The sequence below is a fragment of the Pseudomonas sp. B707 genome (genome assembly GCF_022496685.1).
Lineage (GTDB): Bacteria > Pseudomonadota > Gammaproteobacteria > Pseudomonadales > Pseudomonadaceae > Aquipseudomonas > Aquipseudomonas paraglycinae.
Genome location: NZ_WTVE01000015.1, coordinates 111,980 through 133,528 on the forward strand (window position 1 = coordinate 111,980; position 21,549 = coordinate 133,528).

16 protein-coding genes are annotated in these 21,549 nt (G+C 61.7%); 8 read left to right on the forward strand and 8 right to left on the reverse strand.

From position 1 onward, the window contains the following. Position 1: 1 nt before the first annotated feature. From GQX66_RS06115 to edd, 6 genes are all read right to left on the reverse strand, one after another. Positions 2–1,303 (reverse strand): ABC transporter substrate-binding protein, encoded by a 1,302-nt coding sequence (locus tag GQX66_RS06115; RefSeq protein ID WP_007951167.1) that lies wholly within the window; start codon positions 1,301–1,303, stop codon positions 2–4. Between the two features lie 118 nt (positions 1,304–1,421). Next, the gene (locus GQX66_RS06120; protein ID WP_102717275.1) at positions 1,422–2,681 is read right to left on the reverse strand and encodes an AGE family epimerase/isomerase; all 1,260 of its coding nucleotides are present in this window, start codon (positions 2,679–2,681) and stop codon (positions 1,422–1,424) included. 295 nt (positions 2,682–2,976) lie between these two features. After that, complete coding sequence (locus tag GQX66_RS06125; protein WP_162803872.1) at positions 2,977–4,404, reverse strand: ATP-binding protein; 1,428 nt, start codon at positions 4,402–4,404, stop codon at positions 2,977–2,979. A 31-nt stretch (positions 4,405–4,435) separates the two neighbouring features. After that, on the reverse strand, positions 4,436–5,167 hold the full coding sequence (locus tag GQX66_RS06130; protein WP_240867516.1) for a response regulator transcription factor: 732 nt from the start codon (positions 5,165–5,167) through the stop codon (positions 4,436–4,438). 79 nt (positions 5,168–5,246) lie between these two features. After that, on the reverse strand, positions 5,247–6,203 hold the full coding sequence (locus GQX66_RS06135; RefSeq protein WP_085745186.1) for a glucokinase: 957 nt from the start codon (positions 6,201–6,203) through the stop codon (positions 5,247–5,249). Further along, entirely contained in the window at positions 6,200–8,026 is a 1,827-nt protein-coding gene (gene edd, locus GQX66_RS06140) for a phosphogluconate dehydratase (protein WP_085745187.1), read from the reverse strand. Before edd ends, GQX66_RS06135 begins: the two co-directional genes overlap by 4 nt. Before the next feature lie 220 nt (positions 8,027–8,246). Between edd and gap the strand changes: the two genes are divergently transcribed. The 8 genes from gap to GQX66_RS06180 all read left to right on the forward strand — a co-directional run bounded on the left by gap (position 8,247) and on the right by GQX66_RS06180 (position 18,782). Then, a complete protein-coding gene (gene gap, locus GQX66_RS06145; RefSeq protein WP_240867529.1) occupies positions 8,247–9,248 on the forward strand; it encodes a type I glyceraldehyde-3-phosphate dehydrogenase in 1,002 nt (333 codons plus the stop codon). A 119-nt stretch (positions 9,249–9,367) separates the two neighbouring features. Continuing rightward, on the forward strand, positions 9,368–9,886 hold the full coding sequence (locus GQX66_RS06150; protein ID WP_240867537.1) for a sigma-70 family RNA polymerase sigma factor: 519 nt from the start codon (positions 9,368–9,370) through the stop codon (positions 9,884–9,886). A 123-nt stretch (positions 9,887–10,009) separates the two neighbouring features. Then, the gene (locus GQX66_RS06155) at positions 10,010–10,975 is read left to right on the forward strand and encodes a FecR domain-containing protein (RefSeq protein ID WP_240867540.1); all 966 of its coding nucleotides are present in this window, start codon (positions 10,010–10,012) and stop codon (positions 10,973–10,975) included. Positions 10,976–11,097: 122 nt separating this feature from the next. Beyond that, the gene (locus GQX66_RS06160) at positions 11,098–13,683 is read left to right on the forward strand and encodes a TonB-dependent receptor (protein WP_129973132.1); all 2,586 of its coding nucleotides are present in this window, start codon (positions 11,098–11,100) and stop codon (positions 13,681–13,683) included. 111 nt (positions 13,684–13,794) lie between these two features. After that, entirely contained in the window at positions 13,795–14,391 is a 597-nt protein-coding gene (locus GQX66_RS06165; protein ID WP_085745190.1) for a biliverdin-producing heme oxygenase, read from the forward strand. 169 nt (positions 14,392–14,560) lie between these two features. Next, a complete protein-coding gene (locus tag GQX66_RS06170) occupies positions 14,561–14,956 on the forward strand; it encodes a YbaN family protein (protein ID WP_085745191.1) in 396 nt (131 codons plus the stop codon). 180 nt (positions 14,957–15,136) lie between these two features. Continuing rightward, on the forward strand, positions 15,137–17,275 hold the full coding sequence (locus tag GQX66_RS06175) for a methyl-accepting chemotaxis protein (RefSeq protein ID WP_085745425.1): 2,139 nt from the start codon (positions 15,137–15,139) through the stop codon (positions 17,273–17,275). A 157-nt stretch (positions 17,276–17,432) separates the two neighbouring features. Next, positions 17,433–18,782 (forward strand): CoA transferase, encoded by a 1,350-nt coding sequence (locus GQX66_RS06180; RefSeq protein WP_085745192.1) that lies wholly within the window; start codon positions 17,433–17,435, stop codon positions 18,780–18,782. A 230-nt stretch (positions 18,783–19,012) separates the two neighbouring features. Here the strand turns inward: GQX66_RS06180 and GQX66_RS06185 are convergent, their stop codons facing one another. Together GQX66_RS06185 and arcD are read right to left on the reverse strand one after the other, a co-directional pair. Beyond that, positions 19,013–19,864, reverse strand: coding sequence for a DNA-3-methyladenine glycosylase (locus GQX66_RS06185; protein WP_240867543.1), 852 nt, complete (start codon positions 19,862–19,864; stop codon positions 19,013–19,015). Continuing rightward, positions 19,861–21,288, reverse strand: coding sequence for an arginine-ornithine antiporter (gene arcD / locus GQX66_RS06190; RefSeq protein ID WP_007951183.1), 1,428 nt, complete (start codon positions 21,286–21,288; stop codon positions 19,861–19,863). The genes GQX66_RS06185 and arcD overlap by 4 nt, the downstream gene beginning before the upstream one ends. Positions 21,289–21,549 lie beyond the last annotated feature (261 nt).

The following is a 21,549-nucleotide window of genomic DNA, read 5'->3' on the forward strand; positions in this document are numbered from 1 at the left end:
CTTACTTGGCAGCCTTGATGGCAGTGCCGAGTTTTTTGGCAGCGTCGGCCGGGTCGGCTTTCGGGTCGTTGATGTAGTTGGTCACGACATCAAAGAACGCACCCTGCACGGCCAGCGTGGTCGCCATGTTGTGCGCCATGCTCGGTTGCAGGCCGCCGTTCTTGGCGTCTGCCAGGAAGTCCTTGGCAGCGGTCTGGGCGCAGGAGTCGAAACCGTACTTGCCCATGTCGGCGAGCATGTCGTTACGCACCGGGATCGAGCCCTTGTTGATGCTGAAGACTTTCTGGAAGTTTTCACCCAGCACGACTTTGGCGATGTCCTGCTGACCGGCCGCGGTGCCCGCGTCCTTCTGCTTGAACACGGCCAGCGAGTCGATGTTGTAGGTGAACGCCTTGTCGGTGCCCGGGAACGCTACGCACTCGTAGTCCTTGCCGGCGACTTTCTTGGCGGCGGTCCATTCGGACTTGGCCCAGTCACCCATGATCTGCATGCCGGCCTTGCCGTTGATGACCTTGGCCGCTTCCAGGTTCCAGTCCTGGCCTTTGCCGTCCTGGTCCATGTAGGTCGCGACTTTCTTCAGCTCGGTCAGGGCCTTGACCATTTCCGGGCCGGTCAGGGCAGCGTTGTCCAGGTCGACCAGGGCTTTCTTGTAACCATCAACGCCCATCACCGACAGCACGACCGCTTCGAACACGGTGCTGTCCTGCCATGGCTGGCCGCCGTGAGCCAGCGGGATGAAGCCCGCCGCTTTCAGCTTGTCGCCGGCGGCGTAGAATTCTTCGAGGGTGGTCGGGGCTTTTTCGATACCGGCTTTCTTGAAGACTTCCGGGTTGATCCACAGCCAGTTCACGCGGTGAATGTTCACCGGTACGGCCACGTAATCACCTTCGAACTTCACGGTGTCGGAGACTTTCTTGTCGAGCAGGCTGTCCCACTTCTCGGACTTGGAAACGTCTTTCAGGACGTCAGTGTCGAGCAGACCGGTCGACGCCCATTCCTGGATGTCCGGGCCTTTGATCTGGGCAACGCCCGGCGGGTTGCCGGCTACCGCACGGCTTTTCAGCACGGTCATGGCAGTCGCACCGCCACCACCGGCGACAGCGCCGTCTTTCCAGGTGAAACCGTCTTTCTCGACTTGTGCCTTGAGCACATCGACGGCAGCTTTTTCGCCACCGGACGTCCACCAATGCACGACTTCCACCGAACCTTTGGATTCGGCAGCGGAAACACTCAGGGGCAGCACAGCGAGCGGGAACAGGGAGGCGACAGAAATGACAGTAGCGAGGCGAGAAATCGCATTCATCTGAGATGTACCTTTCTTGTTGTTATGCATGCAAGTCTGGTGCTTGCGCTGCACACGAGTTTAAACAGAGCGTTTCCCCTCGCAGGTAACGAAGGGACGCGCGAATGTCACCACATGGTTACACAGGAACGCTTCGGGAAAGCTGTGCCAGAGCACTGGCCATGCTCGGCGCCAGCGGCAGACGCGGAATCAGCACGGCCTGCCAGGCGTGGTACAGATCCGGTTTGCCCGCCCAGATATCGGCACTTGGGCGGTTCTGCGGATCGAGTTCGTGGTGCCAGCTGCCGTCGCAGCGGTCGATGAAATGCGTTTCGCAAAATTCCCAGAACAGGCGATACCAGGTTTCGTACTGCGCATCGCCGGTGCGTTTGAGCAAGGCACTGGCGGCAGCGCTGGCTTCGGCGTGAGTCCAGTGCAGGCGATGACGCACCACCGCTTTGTTGTTCCAGTCGAGGGTGTAGACGATGCCTGGCGCGCCATCGACGTCCCAGCCATGACGGCAGTTGTTCTCGAACAGCTTTTGCGCGTCAGTGGCCAGCCAGCCGGGCGTGAGCATGCCGGCCTGAACCCGCGCGGCTTCGAGGTGCAGCAACAGCCGCGCCCACTCGAAACCGTGGCCCGGCGTGGTGCCGTAGGGACGGAAACCGTCGGCGGGATTGTCATGGTTGTATTCACGCAGCGGCTGCCAGTCGCGGTCGAAATGCTCGATCACCAGGTAATCGTTGGCGGCAGCGTGACCGTGAATCACCCGCTCGACGATGCGTTGCGCACGCACCAGCCAGCGCGGGTCTTCGGTGACATCGGCCAGCGCAAGGAAGGCTTCGGTGGCGTGCATGTTGCTGTTGGCACCGCGGTAGGCTTCTTCTTCGCGCCAGTCGCGATTGAAGAATTCGCGCATGGCGCCCTCTTCTTCGCTCCAGAAATAGGTGTCGATGATGTCGACGGCGTCATCCAGCAATGCCTGCGCACCGGGGCGTTGCGCGACCACCGCGGAACTGGCCGCCAGCGCGACGAAAGCATGCAGATAAGCGTTCTTGCCGGTGTTGCCGTCACGGTGCTCGGCGACAGCGAACCAACCGCCGTGCAGCGCATCACGCAACGGGCCGCGCAGGGCCGCGATGCCGTGATCGATCAGCTCGGCGAATCCCGGCAGGCCCTGAATGTGGGCCATGGCGAAGCTGTGGGTCATGCGCGCGGTATTCATGGTTTCGGCTTGCGCGCCGGCCTGAAGCTGGCCGCGCTCATCGAGATTGCCGAAGCCTTCGGGCAACCGTGAAGCCTTGGCAAACGCCAGCAGGCGCAGGCCTTCATCGGCGAGCCATTGCTGGTGGGCAGGGGCGTTCAGCCAACTGCTGAAGCCCGGATTGAAGTGATCCATGGGTGGCCTTTTTTGTTGTTATGACTGCGGGCAGTCTAAACAACGAGCCGGGAGGGGCTTGTAACGAAGGGGGCGGGTTTTGTCACCGATCGGTGACAAAAGAGCAACCCTCACCCCAGCCCTCTCCCGGAGGGAGAGGGAGCTGACCGAGGTGTCTGGCGTCATACATCGACCTGAAAAACCGAGTCGATTATGGATTCGGTAAAGCAGGATCAAGTCGATGCATCTTTAAAGCATCCCCCGATCGGTCCCCTCTCCCTCCGGGAGAGGGTTAGGGTGAGGGCAAGCTTTTGACTTAATCCGCCGAACGCGGCAATTGCAGGGTCACGCGCAATCCACCCTCACGCAGATTCTGCAACGTCACCTCACCGCCATGGCTATGGGCAATGTTGCGGGCGATCCCCAAACCGAGACCGTAACCCTGCTGCTGCCCCGCCAACCGGAAGTGCGGCTCGAACACCTGCTCCAACCGCTGCTCCGGCACGCCCGGGCCTTCGTCGTCGACATGCAGTACAAATGCGCTTTCGTCGTCATCGATGTGCAAGTGCGCGTTCTGGCCGTACTTCAACGCGTTGTCGATCAGGTTGCCGATGCAGCGCTTGAGCGCCAACGGCTTGCCCGGATACGCCGCCAGCGCCCGCCCCTGTTGGGTCACGCGGCCATTGCCGTTGGGTGCCAGATACGGCTCCACCAGACAGTCGAGCACATGGTTCAGGTCCACCGGCTCGATGTTTTCGTGGATGTCGGTGTCCTTCACGCATTGCAGCGCGCCTTTGACCAGCAGCTCCAATTCATCCAGATCGCGGCCGAACTTGGTTTGCAGTGTTTCGTCTTCCAGCAGTTCGACCCGCAGTCGCAAGCGGGTGATCGGCGTGCGCAGGTCATGGGAAATCGCGCTGAACAACTGGCTGCGCTCGGTCAGGTAACGGCTGATGCGCTCGCGCATGGTGTTGAAGGCGCGGCCCACTTCGACCACTTCACTGCCGCCGCCCTCGGCCACCGGCTCGACGTCGGCGCCCAGCGACAAATCCCGCGCGGCCCGTGCCAGACGCTTGAGCGGCCGGCTCTGCCAGTGCACCAGCAGGCCGATGAACAACAACAGGAAACCGCTGGTGAAGACGATGAACCACACCTGCTGAGTCGGCAGGCCCTGTTCTTCAAGACTGGTGTAGGGTTCGGGCAGCAGTGAGGCGATGTACAGCCATTCACCCGGCGCCAACTGAATCTGGGTCACCAGCACCGGCGGATTCACCGGTTCCAGCGTCAACGCGTAATGCGCCCACGAACGTGGCAACTCATCGAGTTTCAACCCGGCGTTGAAGATCCGCAGGTCATCAGGGCTGACGAAGGTCACCAGAATGTCGGTGTCCTGGCCCAGCGACTGACGCAGCACTTCATCCACCGCTTTCAACACCGCTGCCTTGCGCGGTGTCACCGGCAGTACTTCCATGCCCAGCGGCTTGTCGTTCAGCGTCACCACAAAACGCGTGCCGCCCATACTGCGCAACTGATCGAGCACCAGCGGCCGATAGGCCACCGGCAACGAGCGGAAGTAACTGACACTGGCGGTCATCGAATGGGCGAGGCTGCGAGCGCTGGTGACCAGGCCTTCGAGCTGGGTCGCGCGCAATTGGGACACCCAGATCACGCTGGACAGGGTCTGGGCGAACAACACCGCGAGCAACGTCAGCAGCAACATCCGGCCGAGCAACGAACGCGGCATCGGCACTTTGCGCGCGGTGGTGCGCAGGAACTCAGTGACCATTGCCGGCAACCACATTGGCTGCCAGCTGGTAGCCGCTGCCACGCACGGTGCGGATCAGCCGTGGCGGTTTTTCGGTGTCGCGCAGACGCTGGCGCAAACGGCTGACGGCCATGTCGACGATGCGATCGAGGGGCATCAGGTCGCGGCCACGGGTGGCGTTGCCGATGGTGTCGCGGTCGAGGATTTGCTGAGGGTGATCGAGGAACAGTTTCAGCAGGGCGAAGTCGGCGCCGGAAAGAATCACTTCCTCGCCGTCGGTGTGGAACAGCCGATGGCTGACCATGTCCAGTCGCCACTCATCGAACGCCAGCACTTCACTGCCGCCGCGTTCCTGACCGAATTGGGCGCGACGCAGCAGGGCCTTGATCCGGGCTTGCAGTTCGCGGGGGCTGAAAGGTTTGCCGAGGTAGTCGTCGGCGCCTAGCTCCAGACCGATGACACGATCGGCTTCGTCGGAACTGGCGGTAAGCATGATGATCGGCACCTGGGCCTGACGCGGATGCTGGCGCACCCAGCGGCACAGGCTGAAGCCGTCTTCATCGGGCAGCATCACATCGAGGATCACCAGATCGCTCGGCGCTTCGTTCAACGCCTGACGAAAACCGGAGCCATCCGCCGTGGCCCGAACCTGAAAACCCGCGCGGGTCAGGTAGGTTTCCAGCAACTCGCGTATCTCCTGGTCGTCATCGACCAACAAAATCGACTTGTTGACTGAGCTCACTTCGAAGGCATCCTTGTTGTTGGAATTGGGCGGATTATGCCTGATGTGTCGAGGGTTCCCACGCTCGGCGTGGGAATGATCATTTACCGGATTGTTCGAGCGCCACTCCTGCACCGACGAGCCCGGAATACGGCGCCGTCACCAGCCACACCGGAATCCCCTTGAAGTAATCGCTCATGCAGCCCTTGTCGGCGAAGCTGCGGGCGAAACCGCTTTCGAGGAAGAAGTCGGCAAAGCGCGGAATCACGCCACCCACGATGTACACCCCACCACGGCCGCCGGTGGTCAGCACGTTATTGCCGGCCACGCGACCGAGCCAGCAGCAGAATTGCTCCAGTACTTCCAGGGCAATCGGGTCGCCTGCAAGTCCCGCCGCAGTGATGGCCTCCGGCGTATCGAGTTTCGGTTCATGACCATCCACCGCGCAGATCGCCCGGTACACCCGAGGCAAGCCGCCGCCGCTCAACGCGGTTTCCGCGCTGACGTGGCCGATTTCGTTGTGGATGTGCTGCCAGAGCTGGGTTTCACGCAGACTGCTCAGCGGCAGATCGACGTGACCGCCCTCTCCCGGCAACGCGGCAAATCGACCTTCACCGAGATCGAGCAACGTGCCGACGCCCAGGCCAGTGCCCGGACCGATCACCACTGCCGGACGCAACGGCTCCGGCGTGCCTTCGCAAACCACGCGGAACTCGCCGGGCTGCAAACGGGTCATGCCCAGCGCCATCGCCGAGAAATCGTTGATCAGCAACAACTGATCGACCTGCAAGGTCTGGCAGAACGCCTTGCGACTCAGGCGCCAGTGGTTGTTGGTGAACTTGAACTCATCGCCGCTCACCGGCCCCGCCACCGACAGGCACACCGAGCCGATAGCGCCCGGCGCCAGACCGAGCCCGCTGAGGTAGAGGCTGATCGCCTCTTCCGGGCTGGCATGGTCGGCCGTGGCCAGCACCTGAACCGATTCGAGCTGCTGATCTTTCCACAACGCGAACCGCGCGTTGGTGCCTCCGATGTCACCGACCAAAGCCAGTTTCAATTAAGCGTCTCCAGGGCAGAAGTGAAGGCGCTGGCGCCCTGCTCCGCCGAGCTGAAGGCCAAACGCATGAAGCCAAACAGTTCGCGACCGCTGCCGATGTTGTTGCCCAACAGGCCTTTGGCGGGTTCGCGCGCTGCGAATTCGGCGGCGTCCACCTTGAGTTCCAAAGTGCCTTTGACGCCATCGACGCGGATGATATCGCCCTCTTGCACCCGCGCCAAAGCGCCGCCGACATAAGCTTCGGGGCTGACGTGAATCGCCGCCGGGATTTTCCCCGACGCGCCGGACATGCGCCCGTCCGTCACCAGTGCAACCTTGAAGCCGCGATCCTGCAGCACGCCGAGGAACGGCGTCATCTTGTGCAGCTCAGGCATGCCGTTGGAGCGCGGGCCCTGGAAGCGCATCACCGCGACAAAATCCTTCTCCAGCAGACCGGCCTTGAAAGCGTCGGCCAGATCCTGCTGATCCTGGAACACCATGGCCGGTGCTTCGACGATCTGGTTTTCCAGCGCCACGGCGGACACTTTCATCACGCCACGACCGAGGTTGCCTTCCATCACGCGCAAGCCGCCCTCTGCCGAGAACGCACGGGCCACCGGGCGCAGGATGTTTTCGTCGAGGCTGTCGGTCGGGCCTTCGCGCCACACCAGCTTGCCGTTATCGAGGAACGGTTCCTTGGTGTACTGACTCAGGCCGTGGCCGAGCACGGTGTTGACGTCTTCGTGCAGCAGGCCGGCTTCGAGCAGTTCGCGAATCAGGAACGACATGCCGCCCGCCGCCTGGAAGTGGTTGATGTCGGCCTTGCCGTTCGGATAGACGTGGCTCAGGGTCGGCACGACTTCGGAGAGGTCGGCCATGTCCTGCCAGGTCAGTTGAATGCCCGCCGCCATGGCGATGGCCGGCATGTGCAGGGTGTGGTTGGTCGAACCGCCGGTGGCGTGCAGCGCGACGATCGAGTTGACCAGCGCCTTCTCGTCGACAATTTCGCCGATCGGCATGAAGTTGCCGTTCTGTTTGGTCAGGCGGGTGACCTGATGCGCGGCTTCGCGGGTCAGGGCCTCACGCAGCGGCGTGTTCGGGTTGACGAACGATGCGCCCGGCAGGTGCAGGCCCATCACTTCCATCAGTAACTGGTTGGTGTTGGCGGTGCCGTAGAAGGTGCAGGTGCCGGGGCTGTGGTAGGACTTCATTTCCGATTCCAGCAGCTCTTCACGGGTCGCCTTGCCTTCGGCGTACTTCTGCCGCACGTCGGCTTTTTCCTTGTTGGAAATTCCCGAGACCATCGGCCCGCCCGGGACGAAAATCGTCGGCAGGTGACCGAAACGCAGGGAGCCCATCATCAGGCCTGGCACGATCTTGTCGCAGATGCCGAGCATCAGCGCGCCGTCGAACATGTTGTGGGACAGCGCCACCGCCGTCGACATCGCGATCACTTCGCGGCTCGGCAGGCTCAGCTCCATGCCCGGCTCGCCCTGGGTCACGCCGTCGCACATGGCAGGCGTGCCGCCGGCGAACTGGCCGACCGAGCCGATTTCGCGCAGGGCGTTCTTGATTTGTTCCGGGAAGACTTCGTAAGGCTGGTGCGCCGAGAGCATGTCGTTATATGACGAAACAATTGCGATGTTCGCCGAGTTCATCATCCGCAGGCTGTGCTTGTCTTCGCTGCCACACCCGGCCACGCCATGGGCGAAGTTGGCGCATTGCAGTTTGCCGCGCATCGGCCCGTCAGTTGCAGCGCCGCGAATCAGCGCAAGGTAAGCCTGACGCGTGGCGCGGCTGCGGGCGATAAGCCGTTCAGTGACCTCAAGAACGCGGGGATGCATGTGTAGAACTCCAGGCTAACGGATGTGGCGACCTGATTGTCTATGCTGATCAAAAGCCCGTTCGCGTGGGATGACGAACGGTTTTCTTGATCATTCGGACCAGTTGATTCAGGTCACTCGTTGTAGATAAAACAAAATATTGCCACTAAAAAGGCTTGTTTTCTATTTTTATGCGAATAATCTTGTAATTCCAACAACAAAACGACGGCGGCGCTGTTCAATGACTCTTCGAATCGCAATCAATGGTTTTGGCCGCATCGGCCGTAATGTCCTGCGCGCACTGTATACCCAAGGCTATCGTCAGGATTTGCAGATCGTCGCCATCAACGATCTGGGCGACAGCGCGATCAATGCGCATCTGCTCAAGTACGACACTGTTCATGGCACATTCGACGCCGAAGTGGCTCATGACAACGAGAGCCTGACCGTCAACGGCGACCGCATTTCGGTCAGCGCCATCCGCAACCCGGCCGACCTGCCATGGGCTGCGGAAAAGATTGACGTGGTGTTCGAATGCACCGGTCTGTTCACCGACCGCACCAAAGCCGCCGCGCATATTACCGCCGGCGCACGCAAAGTGATTATCTCGGCCCCGGCCAAAGGCGCCGATGCCACCGTCGTTTACGGTGTGAACCACGACATTCTGCGCCAGTCGCACCAGATCATTTCCAACGCGTCGTGCACCACCAACTGCCTGGCCCCGGTGGCCCAGGTGCTGCACCGCGAACTGGGCATCGAAAGCGGTCTGATGACCACTATTCATGCCTACACCAACGACCAGAACCTGACCGACGTCTATCACACCGACCCGTACCGAGCGCGCTCCGCCACCCAGAACATGATCCCGAGCAAGACCGGCGCTGCCGAAGCCGTGGGCCTGGTGCTGCCGGAACTGGCGGGCAAGCTGACCGGCATGGCCGTGCGCGTACCGGTGATCAATGTGTCGCTGGTTGACCTGACCGTGCAGTTGAAGCGCGAAGCCTCGGCCGATGAAGTCAATGCACTGATGAAAGCGGCGAGCCAGCATTCGAAGATCCTCGGCTACAACACCCTGCCGCTGGTTTCGAGCGACTTCAACCACAACCCGCTGTCGTCGATCTTCGACGCCAACCACACCAAAGCCAGCGGCAAACTTCTGAAAGTCTTGGCCTGGTATGACAACGAGTGGGGCTTCTCCAACCGTATGCTCGATAACTGCCTGGCGCTGTGCAACGCGGAATAAAACCGCTGCCATCGCTTCGAGAGCGGGCAAAAGCTTTATCAACCTTTGACAAATCAACACTTGACCACTCGGGCGGATGATAAGCATTATCATTCGCTCGAAATGGATCAGGTCTTCCCGTGAGTCAATCACACTTCAACCACGTCTTCCTCGCCCAGCGCACCTCGCTGCTGCGGACGCTGGAACGGATGGTCAACAACCACAGCGCCGCCGAAGACCTGTTGCAGGAAACTTACCTGCGCGTCACCCGGGCGCTGAGCGAACGGGCCATCGATCACCTTGAACCCTTTGTCTTCCAGACCGCGCGCAACCTGGCACTGGATCATTTGCGTGCGCGCAAGATTCATTCGCGGACCATGGTCGACGACGTGCCGCAGGACGTGGTGCACAGCGTCGCCGCCCCCGCCAGCAGCGCCGAAGACGCCGCCCACGCCGAACAATTGCTGGAGCGCCTGAACGTGAGCCTCGGTGAACTCAGCCCCCGCCAACAGCAAATCTTCATCCTCAGCCGCCTGCACGGGCACAGCTATCAGGAAATCGCCGAAGAACTGAGCGTATCCCTCAGCACGGTGCAGAAAGAACTCAAACTGATCATGACCATCTGCATCGGTGTCGCCGAGCGCCTGAACGGCGACTGATCTGCAAGCCTTGTCGGTATTCGACAGGATCGACTGCACTGATCATCGGGCTTTGTTACCCTTGCCCGACTTTTACGCTTCACTAAAAAAACAGCCGTGCACAGACACTGCCGAGGAAACACCGTGACGGACACCCACCGCTCCCCTTCGCCTTCATCGGCGCAGGACGCCGCCAGCGCAATGGACCAGGCTCTGGACTGGCTCATCGTGCTCGGCAGTCCGGACGAGGAGCAGACCCGGCAATTCCATGCCTGGCTGGCGGTCGATCCGTTGAATGCCGAGGCGTTCGCCAAGGCTCAGGCAATCTGGGACGGCCCGCAGATCGCTCAGTGCGCGCAAAACCTCGCGGCCAAACCGAAGAAAGTTACCGTCCTCACTCGCCTGCGTCCGCACTGGAAACCGCTGGCCACCGCCGCGGTGCTGCTGCTCGGGCTGTTCAGTTTCAGCAACCTGCCGATGCGTCTGCAGGCCGATCACCTGACCGTAGTCGGCGAGCGTCAGCGCCTGCAGCTTGAGGACGGCTCGAAAGTCCTGCTCAACACCAATTCCGCGTTCTCCAGCACGATCAACGATCAGCAGCGAGTCGCGCGGTTGTATCAGGGCGAAGCGTTTTTCGAGATCCCGGCCAGCCGCAGCCAGCCGCTGGAAATCGACGCCGGGCCGGTGAAGGCCAGCGTGCGCGACACTGCGTTTGCCGTGCGTTATCTGGACGGCGTGGCGCAGGTGCGGGTGCAGCGCGGCGATGTCGATCTGCGGGCGACCCGTGACGATGCGCGGGTGCGGCTTTCCGCCGGGGAAAGCATCCGCATCGGCCCGAACGGTTTCGACCGCCCGGCCAAGGTCGACGCCGCCACCGATCTGGCGTGGGTGCAGGGTCGGCTGATCTTCGAAAACTGCCCGCTTAACCAGGTGCTGGCCGAACTGCGCCGCTACTACCCGGGCTTCATCATCAACACCAACGAGCAGTTGGCCGACGTCGCCGTCACTGGCAATTACCGTCTCGACCAGCCGCTGGACGTGGTGCGTTCGCTCGCTCATATCACCTCGGCCAAGCTTCGGGAATTCCCGGCGCTGGTGATCTTGAACTAAATGAGAATTATTTTTACTCGATAGTCGAAGCTCGTTCGTCTCGTTATAGCCAATGCAATTGATTCGCATCTCGCGAGATCAATCAGCACCTATAAAGATTCGTGCGACACGGAGCGCTATCGATGTCCTCTCGCCTTACCCGCCAGACTTCTTCCCCTTCCCGCGTGCTGTCGCTGCTGACCGCCGCCATTCTGATGGCCGGCACCGCGCCGCTGATGGCCGCCACCGAACAGCCGACGCGCAACATGGGCGACTACTCGTTCGCCATTGCCCAACAGCCGCTGGTGTCGGCGCTCAATGCGTTCACCGCGGTCACCGGCTGGCAGGTCGGTTTGCCGGCGGAATTGGGTCAAGACGTGTCGTCGCCGGGCGTGCGCGGTTCGCTGCCACCGGAAAAAGCCCTGGAGCGTCTGTTGGTGGGGACCAACCTGAGCTTCCGCAAACTGAGCAACAACAACGTCGTGCTGGAAAAACGCGCCAGCAGCGGCGCACTCAATCTTGATCAGGTGACCATCAGCGCCACCCGTCAGGAACAGTCGATCAACAGCGTGCCGGCCACCGTCACCGTGCAGACCCGTCAGGATCTGGACCGCAACAACGTCAACACCATCAAGGATCTGGTGCGCTACGAGCCGGGCGTATCCGTGGGCGGCGCCGGCCAGCGTGGCGGGATCAGCGGCTACAACATTCGCGGCATCGACGGCGACCGGATTCTGACTCAGGTCGACGGCGTCGAAGTGCCTGACGGTTTCTTCAACGGCCCTTACGCCAAGACCCAGCGCAATTACGTCGACCCGGAAATCGTCAAACGCGTCGAGATCCTCCGTGGCCCGGCCTCGGTGCTGTACGGCAGCAACGCCATCGGCGGCGCGGTCAGCTACTACACCCTCGACCCGGACGACATCATCAAGCCCGGCAAAGACGTCGGTGCCCGCCTGAAAACCGGCTACAGCTCCGCCGACGAGAGCTGGCTGAAATCCGCCACCGTCGCCGGTCGCGCCGACCAGTTCGACGGCTTGTTGCACTACAGCCAGCGCGACGGTCATGAAACCGATTCCTACGGCAGCAACAACGGCACCGGCCTTGAGCGCACCGCCGCCAACCCGGAGGACGTGAAAGCCGCCAACGTGCTGGCCAAGATCGGCTGGAACTACAACGAAGGTTCGCGCCTGGGCCTGACCTACGAAAAGTACAAGGACGATCGCGACACCGATCAGAAAAGCGCCTACGGCGGCCCGTACTTCAACGGCGCCCCGACGATCCCGAACAGCGTGCTGCCCGGCGGCATGTACCAGTGGCGCACCGGCAACGACACCATCACCCGCGAGCGTTTCGGCCTGGAGCACAGCTTCGAGCTCGACAGCCTGCTGGCGGACAACGTGAAGTGGAGCCTCAACCACCAGACCGCCAAGACCGACCAGAGCACCGACGAGTTCTATTACCCGATCACCCGTAAAGTCCTGCGCACCCGCGACACGATCTACGAAGAAAAACAGTGGGTCTTCGACGCGCAACTGGACAAGGCCTTCAGCCTCGGCGCCACCGATCACGTGCTGACTTACGGCACCACCATCAAGCAGCAGAAAGTTACCGGCTCGCGCAGCGGCGACGGCACATGCCTGGCGGTCGGTCGCGGCTGCACCGCCATCGGCGCCACCAGCGCGGCTGACGTGCTGAAAAAATCCAGCGACTTCCCGGACCCGACCATCAACACCTACAGCCTGTTCGCCCAGGATCAGATCAGCTGGAACAACTGGACCTTCCTGCCGGGCCTGCGCTACGACTACACGCAGCTCAAGCCGCACATCACCCAGGAATTCCTCAACACCGTGGCCGCCGACGGCAACGGCACGGTCAGCGACGAGAACAAGACCTGGCATAAAGTCTCGCCGAAATTCGGCCTGACCTACGCCCTGACCGACAACTACACCTGGTACGGTCAGTACGCCGAAGGCTTCCGCACACCGACCGCGAAAGCGCTTTACGGCCGCTTCGAGAACAGCACCACCGGCTACAACGTGGCGCCGAACCCGGACCTGGAACCGGAAAAGAGCAAAAGCTATGAAACCGGCCTGCGCGGCAACTTCGAGCAAGGCTCGTTCGACGTGGCGGTGTTCTATAACAAGTACCGCGACTTCATCAACGAAGACGCCGTCACCCCGGGCTACAGCGAGCTGACGTTCCAGTCCAGCAACATCAAGCACGCCACCATCAAGGGTGCCGAAGTCAAAGGTCGTCTGAACCTGGATTCCTTCGGCGCGCCGCAAGGCTTGTACACCCAGGGTTCGATCTCCTACGCCTATGGACGCAACAACGACAACGGCGAGCCTTTGAACAGCGTCAACCCGCTGACCGGCGTGTTCGGCCTCGGTTATGACCAGGACAACTACGGCGGCCTGCTGAGCTGGACCGTGGTCAAGAAGAAGGATCGCGTCGACGACAGCAACTTCAAATCGCCGGACGGTGTCAGCAGTCAATTCAAGTCGCCGGGCTTCGGCATTCTCGATCTGGCCGGTTATTACAAGGTCACCGACGACGTCACCGTCAGCGGCGGCATCTACAACCTGACCGACAAGAAATACTGGCTGTGGGATGACGTGCGCGGTTACGACAGCGTCGGCGAAGCCTCGGTGACACAACCGGCCAACCTTGATCGCCTGACCCAGCCGGGTCGCAACTTCGCGATCAACCTGGTCTGGGATATCTGATCCGGATGACCTCACGGCGCGCATGCATGGCCGCGCCGTGAGGTTTTTTTACTGTCCGGCGCTTGCCCGTACGTCTCGTTATCAAGCGCCTCTTCTTTTCAAGGACATCTCATGAGCACCCCGGAAAAAGCCCTGCGTTCGCAACGCCTGAACCAGATCACCCACGAGCCGCACAGCAAGCTCGATGCCCTGGTCAAGGCCCATGCGCCGTTCGAGACCCGCGCCAATTTCGCCCGTTTCGTGGCCGCGCAGTACCTGTTCCAGTCGGAGCTGGTGTCGCTGTACAACGATGCCGAACTGACCGCCATCGTCCCTGACCTGCCGGCCCGCTGCCGCGCCGAAGCGGCAAAAGCCGACCTCGCCGACCTAGACACCGAAGTGCCTGCGCCAGTCGCCGGCACGGTGAAAAACCCGAGCAAGGCCCGCGCCCTGGGCTGGATTTTCGTGTCCGAGGGTTCCAAGCTCGGCGCTGCGTTCCTGATCAAACGCGCGGTCGCGCTGGACCTGAGCGAAACCTTTGGCGCCCGTCATCTGGGCGAGCCTGAAGGCGGTCGCGCCGAAGGTTGGAAGAGCTTTGTGCGTACCCTCGATTCGCTGCAATTCAGTGCTGAAGAAGAAGCGGAAGTGGAGCAAGGCGCGATCGATGCGTTCAACCGCTTCACCGTGCTGCTGGAACAGGCTTACGCCACAGAAGCCGAACCGGCCTGATCCCAGCCACACCGTAAAACCTGTGGGAGCTGGCTTGCCAGCGATGACGGCGTGTCAGACAACATCCCTGTCGACTGACCGGACGCTATCGCTGGCAAGCCAGCTCCCACAAGGAATTGCGTAACTCTGTAAGATTCCCACCCTGTCACATTAGCCTCTCGCTGAGCCCATGCCCCAACCCGCCTCCTCCCGACTCGCCCGCCTGCTGTTCGGTCTGCTCGCCTATGTCAGCCTCGGCATCGGTCTGATCGCCATCGTCGTGCCCGGCCTGCCGACCACCGAGTTCATCCTGCTCGCCGCCTGGGCCGCGACCCGCAGTTCGCCGCGCCTGAGTGCCTGGCTGGAAAACCATCGGCTGTTCGGGCCGATCCTGAGTAACTGGCGCAACGGCAAGATCATCGCCCGCAAAGCCAAGGTCAGCGCCACCGTCAGCATGTTGCTGTGCGCCACGCTGATGCTGGTGATGCTCGATCACGGCTGGCCGATCTATCTGGCGATTGCCGGGATGACGATGGGCAACCTGTGGATCTGGTCGCGACCGGAAGCGCTGCCGAAGATTTTCTGATTTTTCTCTTGTTTTCAGGGCATTTACTCGCGCAAACGTTTAGCCGTGACCGTTCGTCGGCTTGCAACTCATGCGTACCCGCCTCGCGCCGATGAGCATTGAATGGCGCTGAATGGATTTGGCGAACCGGGCACCTTCCTGCCTCTTAGCCAACAGCTCATCCATTCGCGAGAACGTCCCATGTTCGACTCTCTGTCCATTCGCCTGAAAATCGTCTTGCTCTCCGGCCTCTGCCTGCTCGGTGTGGTCGCGCTGATCGTTGGCATCAACATTTACCAGACCAACCAGAACGACGAACTGGTCAGTGCTTCCAGCAGCAAGATGCTCACCGCCAGCGTGCAGGACCTGTTGCAGGCCAAGGCTGCCGAGCAAGCGGTGCGGGTGCAGAAAACCTTCGGCGAGAGCCTGTTGGTGATCACCGCCCTGGCCGACCAGATCAAGGACATGCGAGTGATGGCCGCCAAGCGTTCGCTGGACGCCGGCGCCCTGCGTGAAGAGTTGAACCAGAGCCTGAAAACCGCCTTCGAGCGCAACAGCAAGGTGCTTGGCATCTGGCTGGCGTTCGAACCCAACGGACTGGACGGCAAGGACAGCGAATTCGCCAACGATGCCGCGCGCCAGTCCAACGAGGCGGGACGTTTCGCCAGTTACTGGAGCCGTGCTGCGGGTCCGTCGCTGAACACGATCATGGTCGAAGACGACATGAACAAGACCACCCTCAGCGTCAGCGGCACGCCTTACAACAGCTGGTACACCTGCCCTCGCGACAACAAACGTACCTGCCTGCTTGATCCTTACGCCGACACCGTGGGCGGCAAGGAAATGCTCATGACCACCATTTCCGTGCCCCTGCTGGTGGACGGCAAGGCCATCGGCGTGGTCGGTGTCGACATCGCCCTCGACGCCCTGCAAGCGGCGGCCGTGGACTCTCAGCGTGACCTGTTCAACAGCGCCGGGCACATGCTGATCGTCTCCGGCAGCGGCGTGCTTGGTGCCTACAGCGCGGATGCCGGCAAGGTCGGCAAGAGCATCGGCGACACCCTCGGCGCCGAGGGCAAGGACGTGCTGCAACTGCTGAGTGCCGGCACACCGAAGATTCTCGAGCGGGGCGACCTGATCCGCGCCGTGTATCCGGTCAACCCGATTGCCGACTCCAAGGCCTGGGGCGTGGTCATCGACCTGCCGAAACAAGTGCTGCTGGCCGACTCGGTCAAGCTCCAGGCAGTGCTCGACGACGCGCAGCAAACCGGCACGATTACCGCATTGGCGGTGGCCGTGATCGCCGGCCTGATCGGTCTGCTGCTGATCTGGCTCACCGCCTCCGGCGTGACCCGTCCGATCAACAGCGTCGCCGAAATGCTGAAGAACATCGCCAGCGGTGAAGGTGATCTGACCCAGCGCCTGAACTACACCAAGAAAGATGAACTGGGCGAACTGGTGAACTGGTTCAACCGCTTCCTCGACAAGCTGCAACCGACCATCGCCCAGATCAAACAGAGCATCACCGAGGCCCGTGGCACCGCCGATCAGTCGTCGGAAATCGCCCGCCAGACCAGCGAAGGCATGCAGGTGCAGTTCCGCGAGATCGATCAGGTAGCGACCGCCTCCAACGAAATGAGCGCCACCGCTCACGACGTGGCGAACAGCGCGTCGAATGCGGCCAACGCGGCGAAAGGCGCCGATCAGTCGGCCAAGGACGGGATGTCGATCATCGAGCGCAGCACCCGCGACATCAACCAACTGGCCGATGAAGTCAGCAAAGCCGTGACCGAAGTCGAAGAGCTGGCAGTCAACAGCGAGCAGATCGGTTCGGTGCTGGAAGTGATCCGCAGCATTGCCGAGCAGACCAACCTGCTGGCGCTGAACGCCGCGATCGAAGCGGCCCGTGCCGGTGAAAGCGGTCGTGGTTTTGCGGTGGTGGCAGATGAAGTCCGTAACCTCGCCAAGCGCACCCAGGATTCGGTCGAAGAAATCCGCGTGGTGATCGAGCGCATCCAGACCGGCACCCGTGGCGTGGTCGCGACCATGCACTCGAGCCAGACCCAGGCTCACAACAACGCCGGGCAGATCCGCCAGGCCGTGGACGCCCTCGGCAAGATCAGCGACGCGGTTACCGTGATCAGCGACATGAACCTGCAGATCGCCAGCGCCGCCGAACAGCAAAGCGCCGTGGCCGAAGAGGTCAACCGCAACGTCTCGGCGATCCGTACCGTCACCGAAACCCTGACCGAACAGGCCACCGAATCGGCGGCGATCAGCAGCCAGCTCAATGCCCTGGCCAGCCAGCAGATGAAATTGATGGATCAGTTCCGCGTCTGACCTCCCCTCCCTGATCGTTCCCACGTCGAGGCGTCGAACCGTCCGCGTGGGAATACAGCCCAGGACGCTCCGCGTCCCGCTCCTGAACTGGAGCGCAGGGCATGGGAACGATCTCGTCATCTGTTCTATGATCAGGCCCTCTTCCGGAGGGCCTTCGATGACTGATCTGCTCACGTCCATTCAAGCCGCACTCGGCTTGTCCCGCACGCCGATTCCATTCACCGCCGAGGGCGCCCTGCCCTCAGCGTTTGCCGTCACCGACCTTGCCTGCGCGAGCATTGCCGTTGCCGGGCAAGCTGTCGCCGAACTCCTTCAGCAGCAAACCGGCGACTTGCCCACTGTAGAAGTCGACCGCCGCCTCGCCTCGTTCTGGTTCGCCACGTCGCTGCGACCGATCGGCTGGGAAGTGCCGCCGCTGTGGGATCCGGTGGCCGGCGACTACGCAACCCGAGACGGCTGGATCCGCCTGCACACCAACGCCCCGCATCACCGCACCGCCGCTGAAAGGGTGCTCGGCGCCTGTGCCGACCGCGCGGCGATGGCGGCGAAAGTTGCGCAATGGGCCAGTGCCGATCTGGAGCAAGCGGTGGTCGAGGCCAAGGGTTGTGCGGCTGAGATGCGCAGCTGGGAACAGTGGCAGAAACATCCGCAAGGGTTGGCGGTGAATGCCGAACCCTTGGTGCATTTCAGTGACGGGAAAGAAGAAAGTCATCAACCCTGGCAAGGCTCGGTGGCGCGGCCATTGGCGGGGCTCAAGGTGCTTGATCTGACCCGCGTACTGGCCGGCCCGACCGCCAGCCGCTTCCTCGCGGGGTTGGGCGCCAATGTGCTGCGCATCGACCCGCCGACCTGGAATGAACCCGGCGTGGTGCCGGAAGTGACCCTCGGCAAACGTTGTGCGCGACTGGATCTGCATAAGCCGGCGGATCGCGCAGTGTTTGAAGGTTTGCTCAAGGATGCCGACATTCTTCTGCACGGTTATCGTGCCGACGCCCTTGAACAGCTTGGCTTCGGCATAGAGCGTCGCCGGCAACTGGCGCCGGGGCTGATTGATGTCTGCCTCAACGCCTACGGCTGGAGCGGCCCGTGGCAGAACCGTCGGGGTTTCGACAGTCTGGTGCAGATGAGCAGCGGGATTGCCGAGGCCGGACAGCGCTGGAAGCAAGCGGACAAACCGACACCGCTGCCGGTACAGGCGCTGGATCATGCGACGGGGTATCTGATGGCGGCGAGTGTGATTCGGTTGCTGGCTGAACGGTTACGCAGTGGTCGAGGTGGATCGGCGCGGTTGTCGCTGGCACGGACGGCGAAGTTGTTGATTGAGCATGGGGCTGGGACGGATGAAACGTTGCGTCCGGAAAATCCACAGGATCAAAGCTCGCTGGTGGAGCAGACACCTTGGGGGCCGGCACGTCGGCTTCAAGCCCCGCTGAAGATTAGCGGGACGCCTCTGCAGTGGGTTTTGCCGGCAACTGAGTTGGGGTCGCATCGTCCGCAGTGGATTTAAGGTTTGTGCATGGTTTGAGACTGCTGCCCTCACCCCAGCCCTCTCCCGGGGGGAGAGGGAGCCGACCGAGTTGCCTGGCGCCATGCATCGACCTGAGAGATCGAGTCGATTTTGAATTCGGTGCATAACGTTCAAGTCGGTGTACTTCTCAAATATCCCCCAATCGGCTCCCTCTCCCTCCGGGAGAGGGCTGGGGTGAGGGCAGCGGTTTCAAGACGGATACGAAAAATTCAGTCAAAGCGACTCAAGGATGTCCACAACACCTGCGCCGCATACCCCCGAAACGGCCGCCAGGCCTCTGCCCGAACAGACAACTCCCGCGCCGTCATCCGTTCCCCTTCCTGCACCTCCAACGCCCGCAGCAATCCCACATCGCCAGTCGGAAACCCGTCCATGTCCCGCAACTGGCGCAGGGCAATGTACTGCGCCGTCCAGTCGCCAATCCCGTGCAGCGCCAGCAACCGCGCCGTCCCGGAGGCAAACAGCAGCGGATCGTCCAATGACGCCTGCGCCACCCCGGACAAGGTCCGCCCGCGACTTTTCGGCATGCCCAGCGCCGCCAGATCAGCGTTTGCCAAAACCTTTGCCTGAGGAAAGACGTGGGTCAGGCCCGGCACTGAAGAACGTAAAGGCTCGCCATACTGCGCCACCAGTTTCCCCGCCAGCCGAATCGCCGCCACCACGGTGATCTGCTGCCCCAGCACCGCGCGAAACGCCAGTTCCAGACCATCCCACGCCCCCGGCACCCGCAACCCCGGCCGTTCGGCGATCAGCCGCGCCAGCAGCGGATCTACCGCCAGATGCCGCTGCATCGTGGGTAGATCCGCATCCAGATCAAACATCCGTCGCAAACGCGCAACAATCTCGGGAACCGCCGACGGATCCGGGAAATCCAGCTCCACCTCCAGCGCATCACCGTCGCCGGGCCGGACCGAAACCGTGCCGTGAAACCCGTTCAACCCGATGCTGCGCGAATACACGCCATCGGCCACCGTCTCCATCCCGACCACTGCGCGGGCCGCGAGAAACCCGAGCATCGCCGGCCAGTCACAGGATCCCTGATAGTCGAGCCGTAACCTCACAGGGACAACACGCCGCTGTACAACCCGTAGGCCGCGAGCCCGGCCCCGGCGATCACGCAGGTGAAAATCCCCTTCTCGAGCGTGGTGAACAGCGGCTCGCCCTGCTCATGCTTGGCCTTGGCGAACAGGATCACCCCCGGCGCATACAACAGCGCCGACAACAGCAGGTATTTCACCCCGCCGGCATACAACAGCCACACCGCGTAACACAGCGCGATGCCGCCGATCAGCAGATCCTTGGTGCGTTCGGCGGAGGCATGTTCATAGGTTTCTCCCCGCCCGCTCAACAGCACCGCATAGGCTGCCGACCACAGATACGGCACCAGAATCATCGAGGAGGCGAGGTAAATCAGGCTGGTGTAAGTGCCGGCGGAAAACAGCGTGATCAGCAGGAAAATCTGGATCATCACGTTGGTCAGCCACAACGCATTGACCGGCACATGGTTGGCGTTTTCCTTCTTCAGGAACGCCGGCATCGTATTGTCCTTGGCGGTGGCAAACAGAATCTCCGCGCACAACAGTGCCCACGACAACAACGCACCGAGCAACGAAATGGCCAGGCCCACGCTGATCAGCAGTGCGCCCCATGGCCCGACAATGTGTTCCAGCACGGCGGCCAGCGACGGGTTCTGCAAGGTCGCCAGTTCCGGCTGACTCATGATCCCCAGCGACAACACATTGACCAGCACGAGCAGCGCCAGCACACCGATAAAACCGATCACCGTGGCGCGGCCCACATCCGAGCGTTTCTCCGCCCGGGCCGAGTAAACGCTGGCGCCTTCGATACCGATGAACACGAACACGGTGACCAGCATCATGTTGCGCACCTGATCCATCACGCCGCCGAAATTCGGGTTGCTGCGGCCCCAGATGTCGCGGGTAAACACGTCCGCCTTGAAGGCCACGGCGGCGATGACCACGAACATGATCAACGGAATAATCTTGGCCACCGTGGTCAGCTGATTGATCAGCGCTGCCTCCTTGATCCCGCGCATGACCAGAAAATGCACGGCCCACAGCAACACCGAAGCGCAGCCGATGGCAATCGGCGTGTTGCCTTGGCCGAACACCGGAAAGAAGTAGCCGAGGGTGCTGAACAGCAACACGAAATACCCGACGTTGCCCAGCCAGGCACTGATCCAGTAACCCCACGCGGACGAAAAACCCATGTAGTCGCCAAACCCGGCCTTGGCGTAGGCATACACGCCGGAGTCCAGTTCCGGTTTGCGGTTGGCCAGGGTCTGGAACACGAAGGCCAGGGTGAGCATGCCGATCGCCGTGATGCCCCAGCCGATCAGGATGGCGCCGGCATCGGCGCGGGCCGCCATGTTCTGCGGCAGGGAAAAAATCCCTCCGCCAATCATCGAACCCACCACCAGGGCGATCAGTGCGCCAAGGCGCAGCTTTTGCGTCGGTTGCGACATTCCAGCGTCTCCAAGTTCCAGAGCGGCGAATGCCGCGAAACCGTTATGCAACCGGCTTTTAACTAAATGGATAAAGCGTAATGACGTTTATTGAATAACGCCAACTTGCGCCCTTTATATATAGCCATTGGCGCTAACGCCGTAGCACGCTCAGACAGTTTTGTGCGCGAATCCTAATAAATCAATTCTGTACTGAAAACAGCGGTGAAAAATTTGCCAAAACCTGAAAAGGAACTAGCGTGATAATTCGAAAGTAATAGG

Coding starts and splice junctions, on each gene's coding strand:
- GQX66_RS06115 (WP_007951167.1), bottom strand. CDS start 1,303: ATGAATGCGATTTCTCGCCTCGCTACTGTCATTTCTGTCGCCTCCCTG.
- GQX66_RS06120 (WP_102717275.1), bottom strand. CDS start 2,681: ATGGATCACTTCAATCCGGGCTTCAGCAGTTGGCTGAACGCCCCTGCC.
- GQX66_RS06125 (WP_162803872.1), bottom strand. CDS start 4,404: ATGCCGCGTTCGTTGCTCGGCCGGATGTTGCTGCTGACGTTGCTCGCG.
- edd (WP_085745187.1), bottom strand. CDS start 8,026: ATGCATCCCCGCGTTCTTGAGGTCACTGAACGGCTTATCGCCCGCAGC.
- gap (WP_240867529.1), top strand. CDS start 8,247: ATGACTCTTCGAATCGCAATCAATGGTTTTGGCCGCATCGGCCGTAAT.
- GQX66_RS06160 (WP_129973132.1), top strand. CDS start 11,098: ATGTCCTCTCGCCTTACCCGCCAGACTTCTTCCCCTTCCCGCGTGCTG.
- GQX66_RS06165 (WP_085745190.1), top strand. CDS start 13,795: ATGAGCACCCCGGAAAAAGCCCTGCGTTCGCAACGCCTGAACCAGATC.
- GQX66_RS06170 (WP_085745191.1), top strand. CDS start 14,561: ATGCCCCAACCCGCCTCCTCCCGACTCGCCCGCCTGCTGTTCGGTCTG.
- GQX66_RS06175 (WP_085745425.1), top strand. CDS start 15,137: ATGTTCGACTCTCTGTCCATTCGCCTGAAAATCGTCTTGCTCTCCGGC.
- GQX66_RS06180 (WP_085745192.1), top strand. CDS start 17,433: ATGACTGATCTGCTCACGTCCATTCAAGCCGCACTCGGCTTGTCCCGC.
- arcD (WP_007951183.1), bottom strand. CDS start 21,288: ATGTCGCAACCGACGCAAAAGCTGCGCCTTGGCGCACTGATCGCCCTG.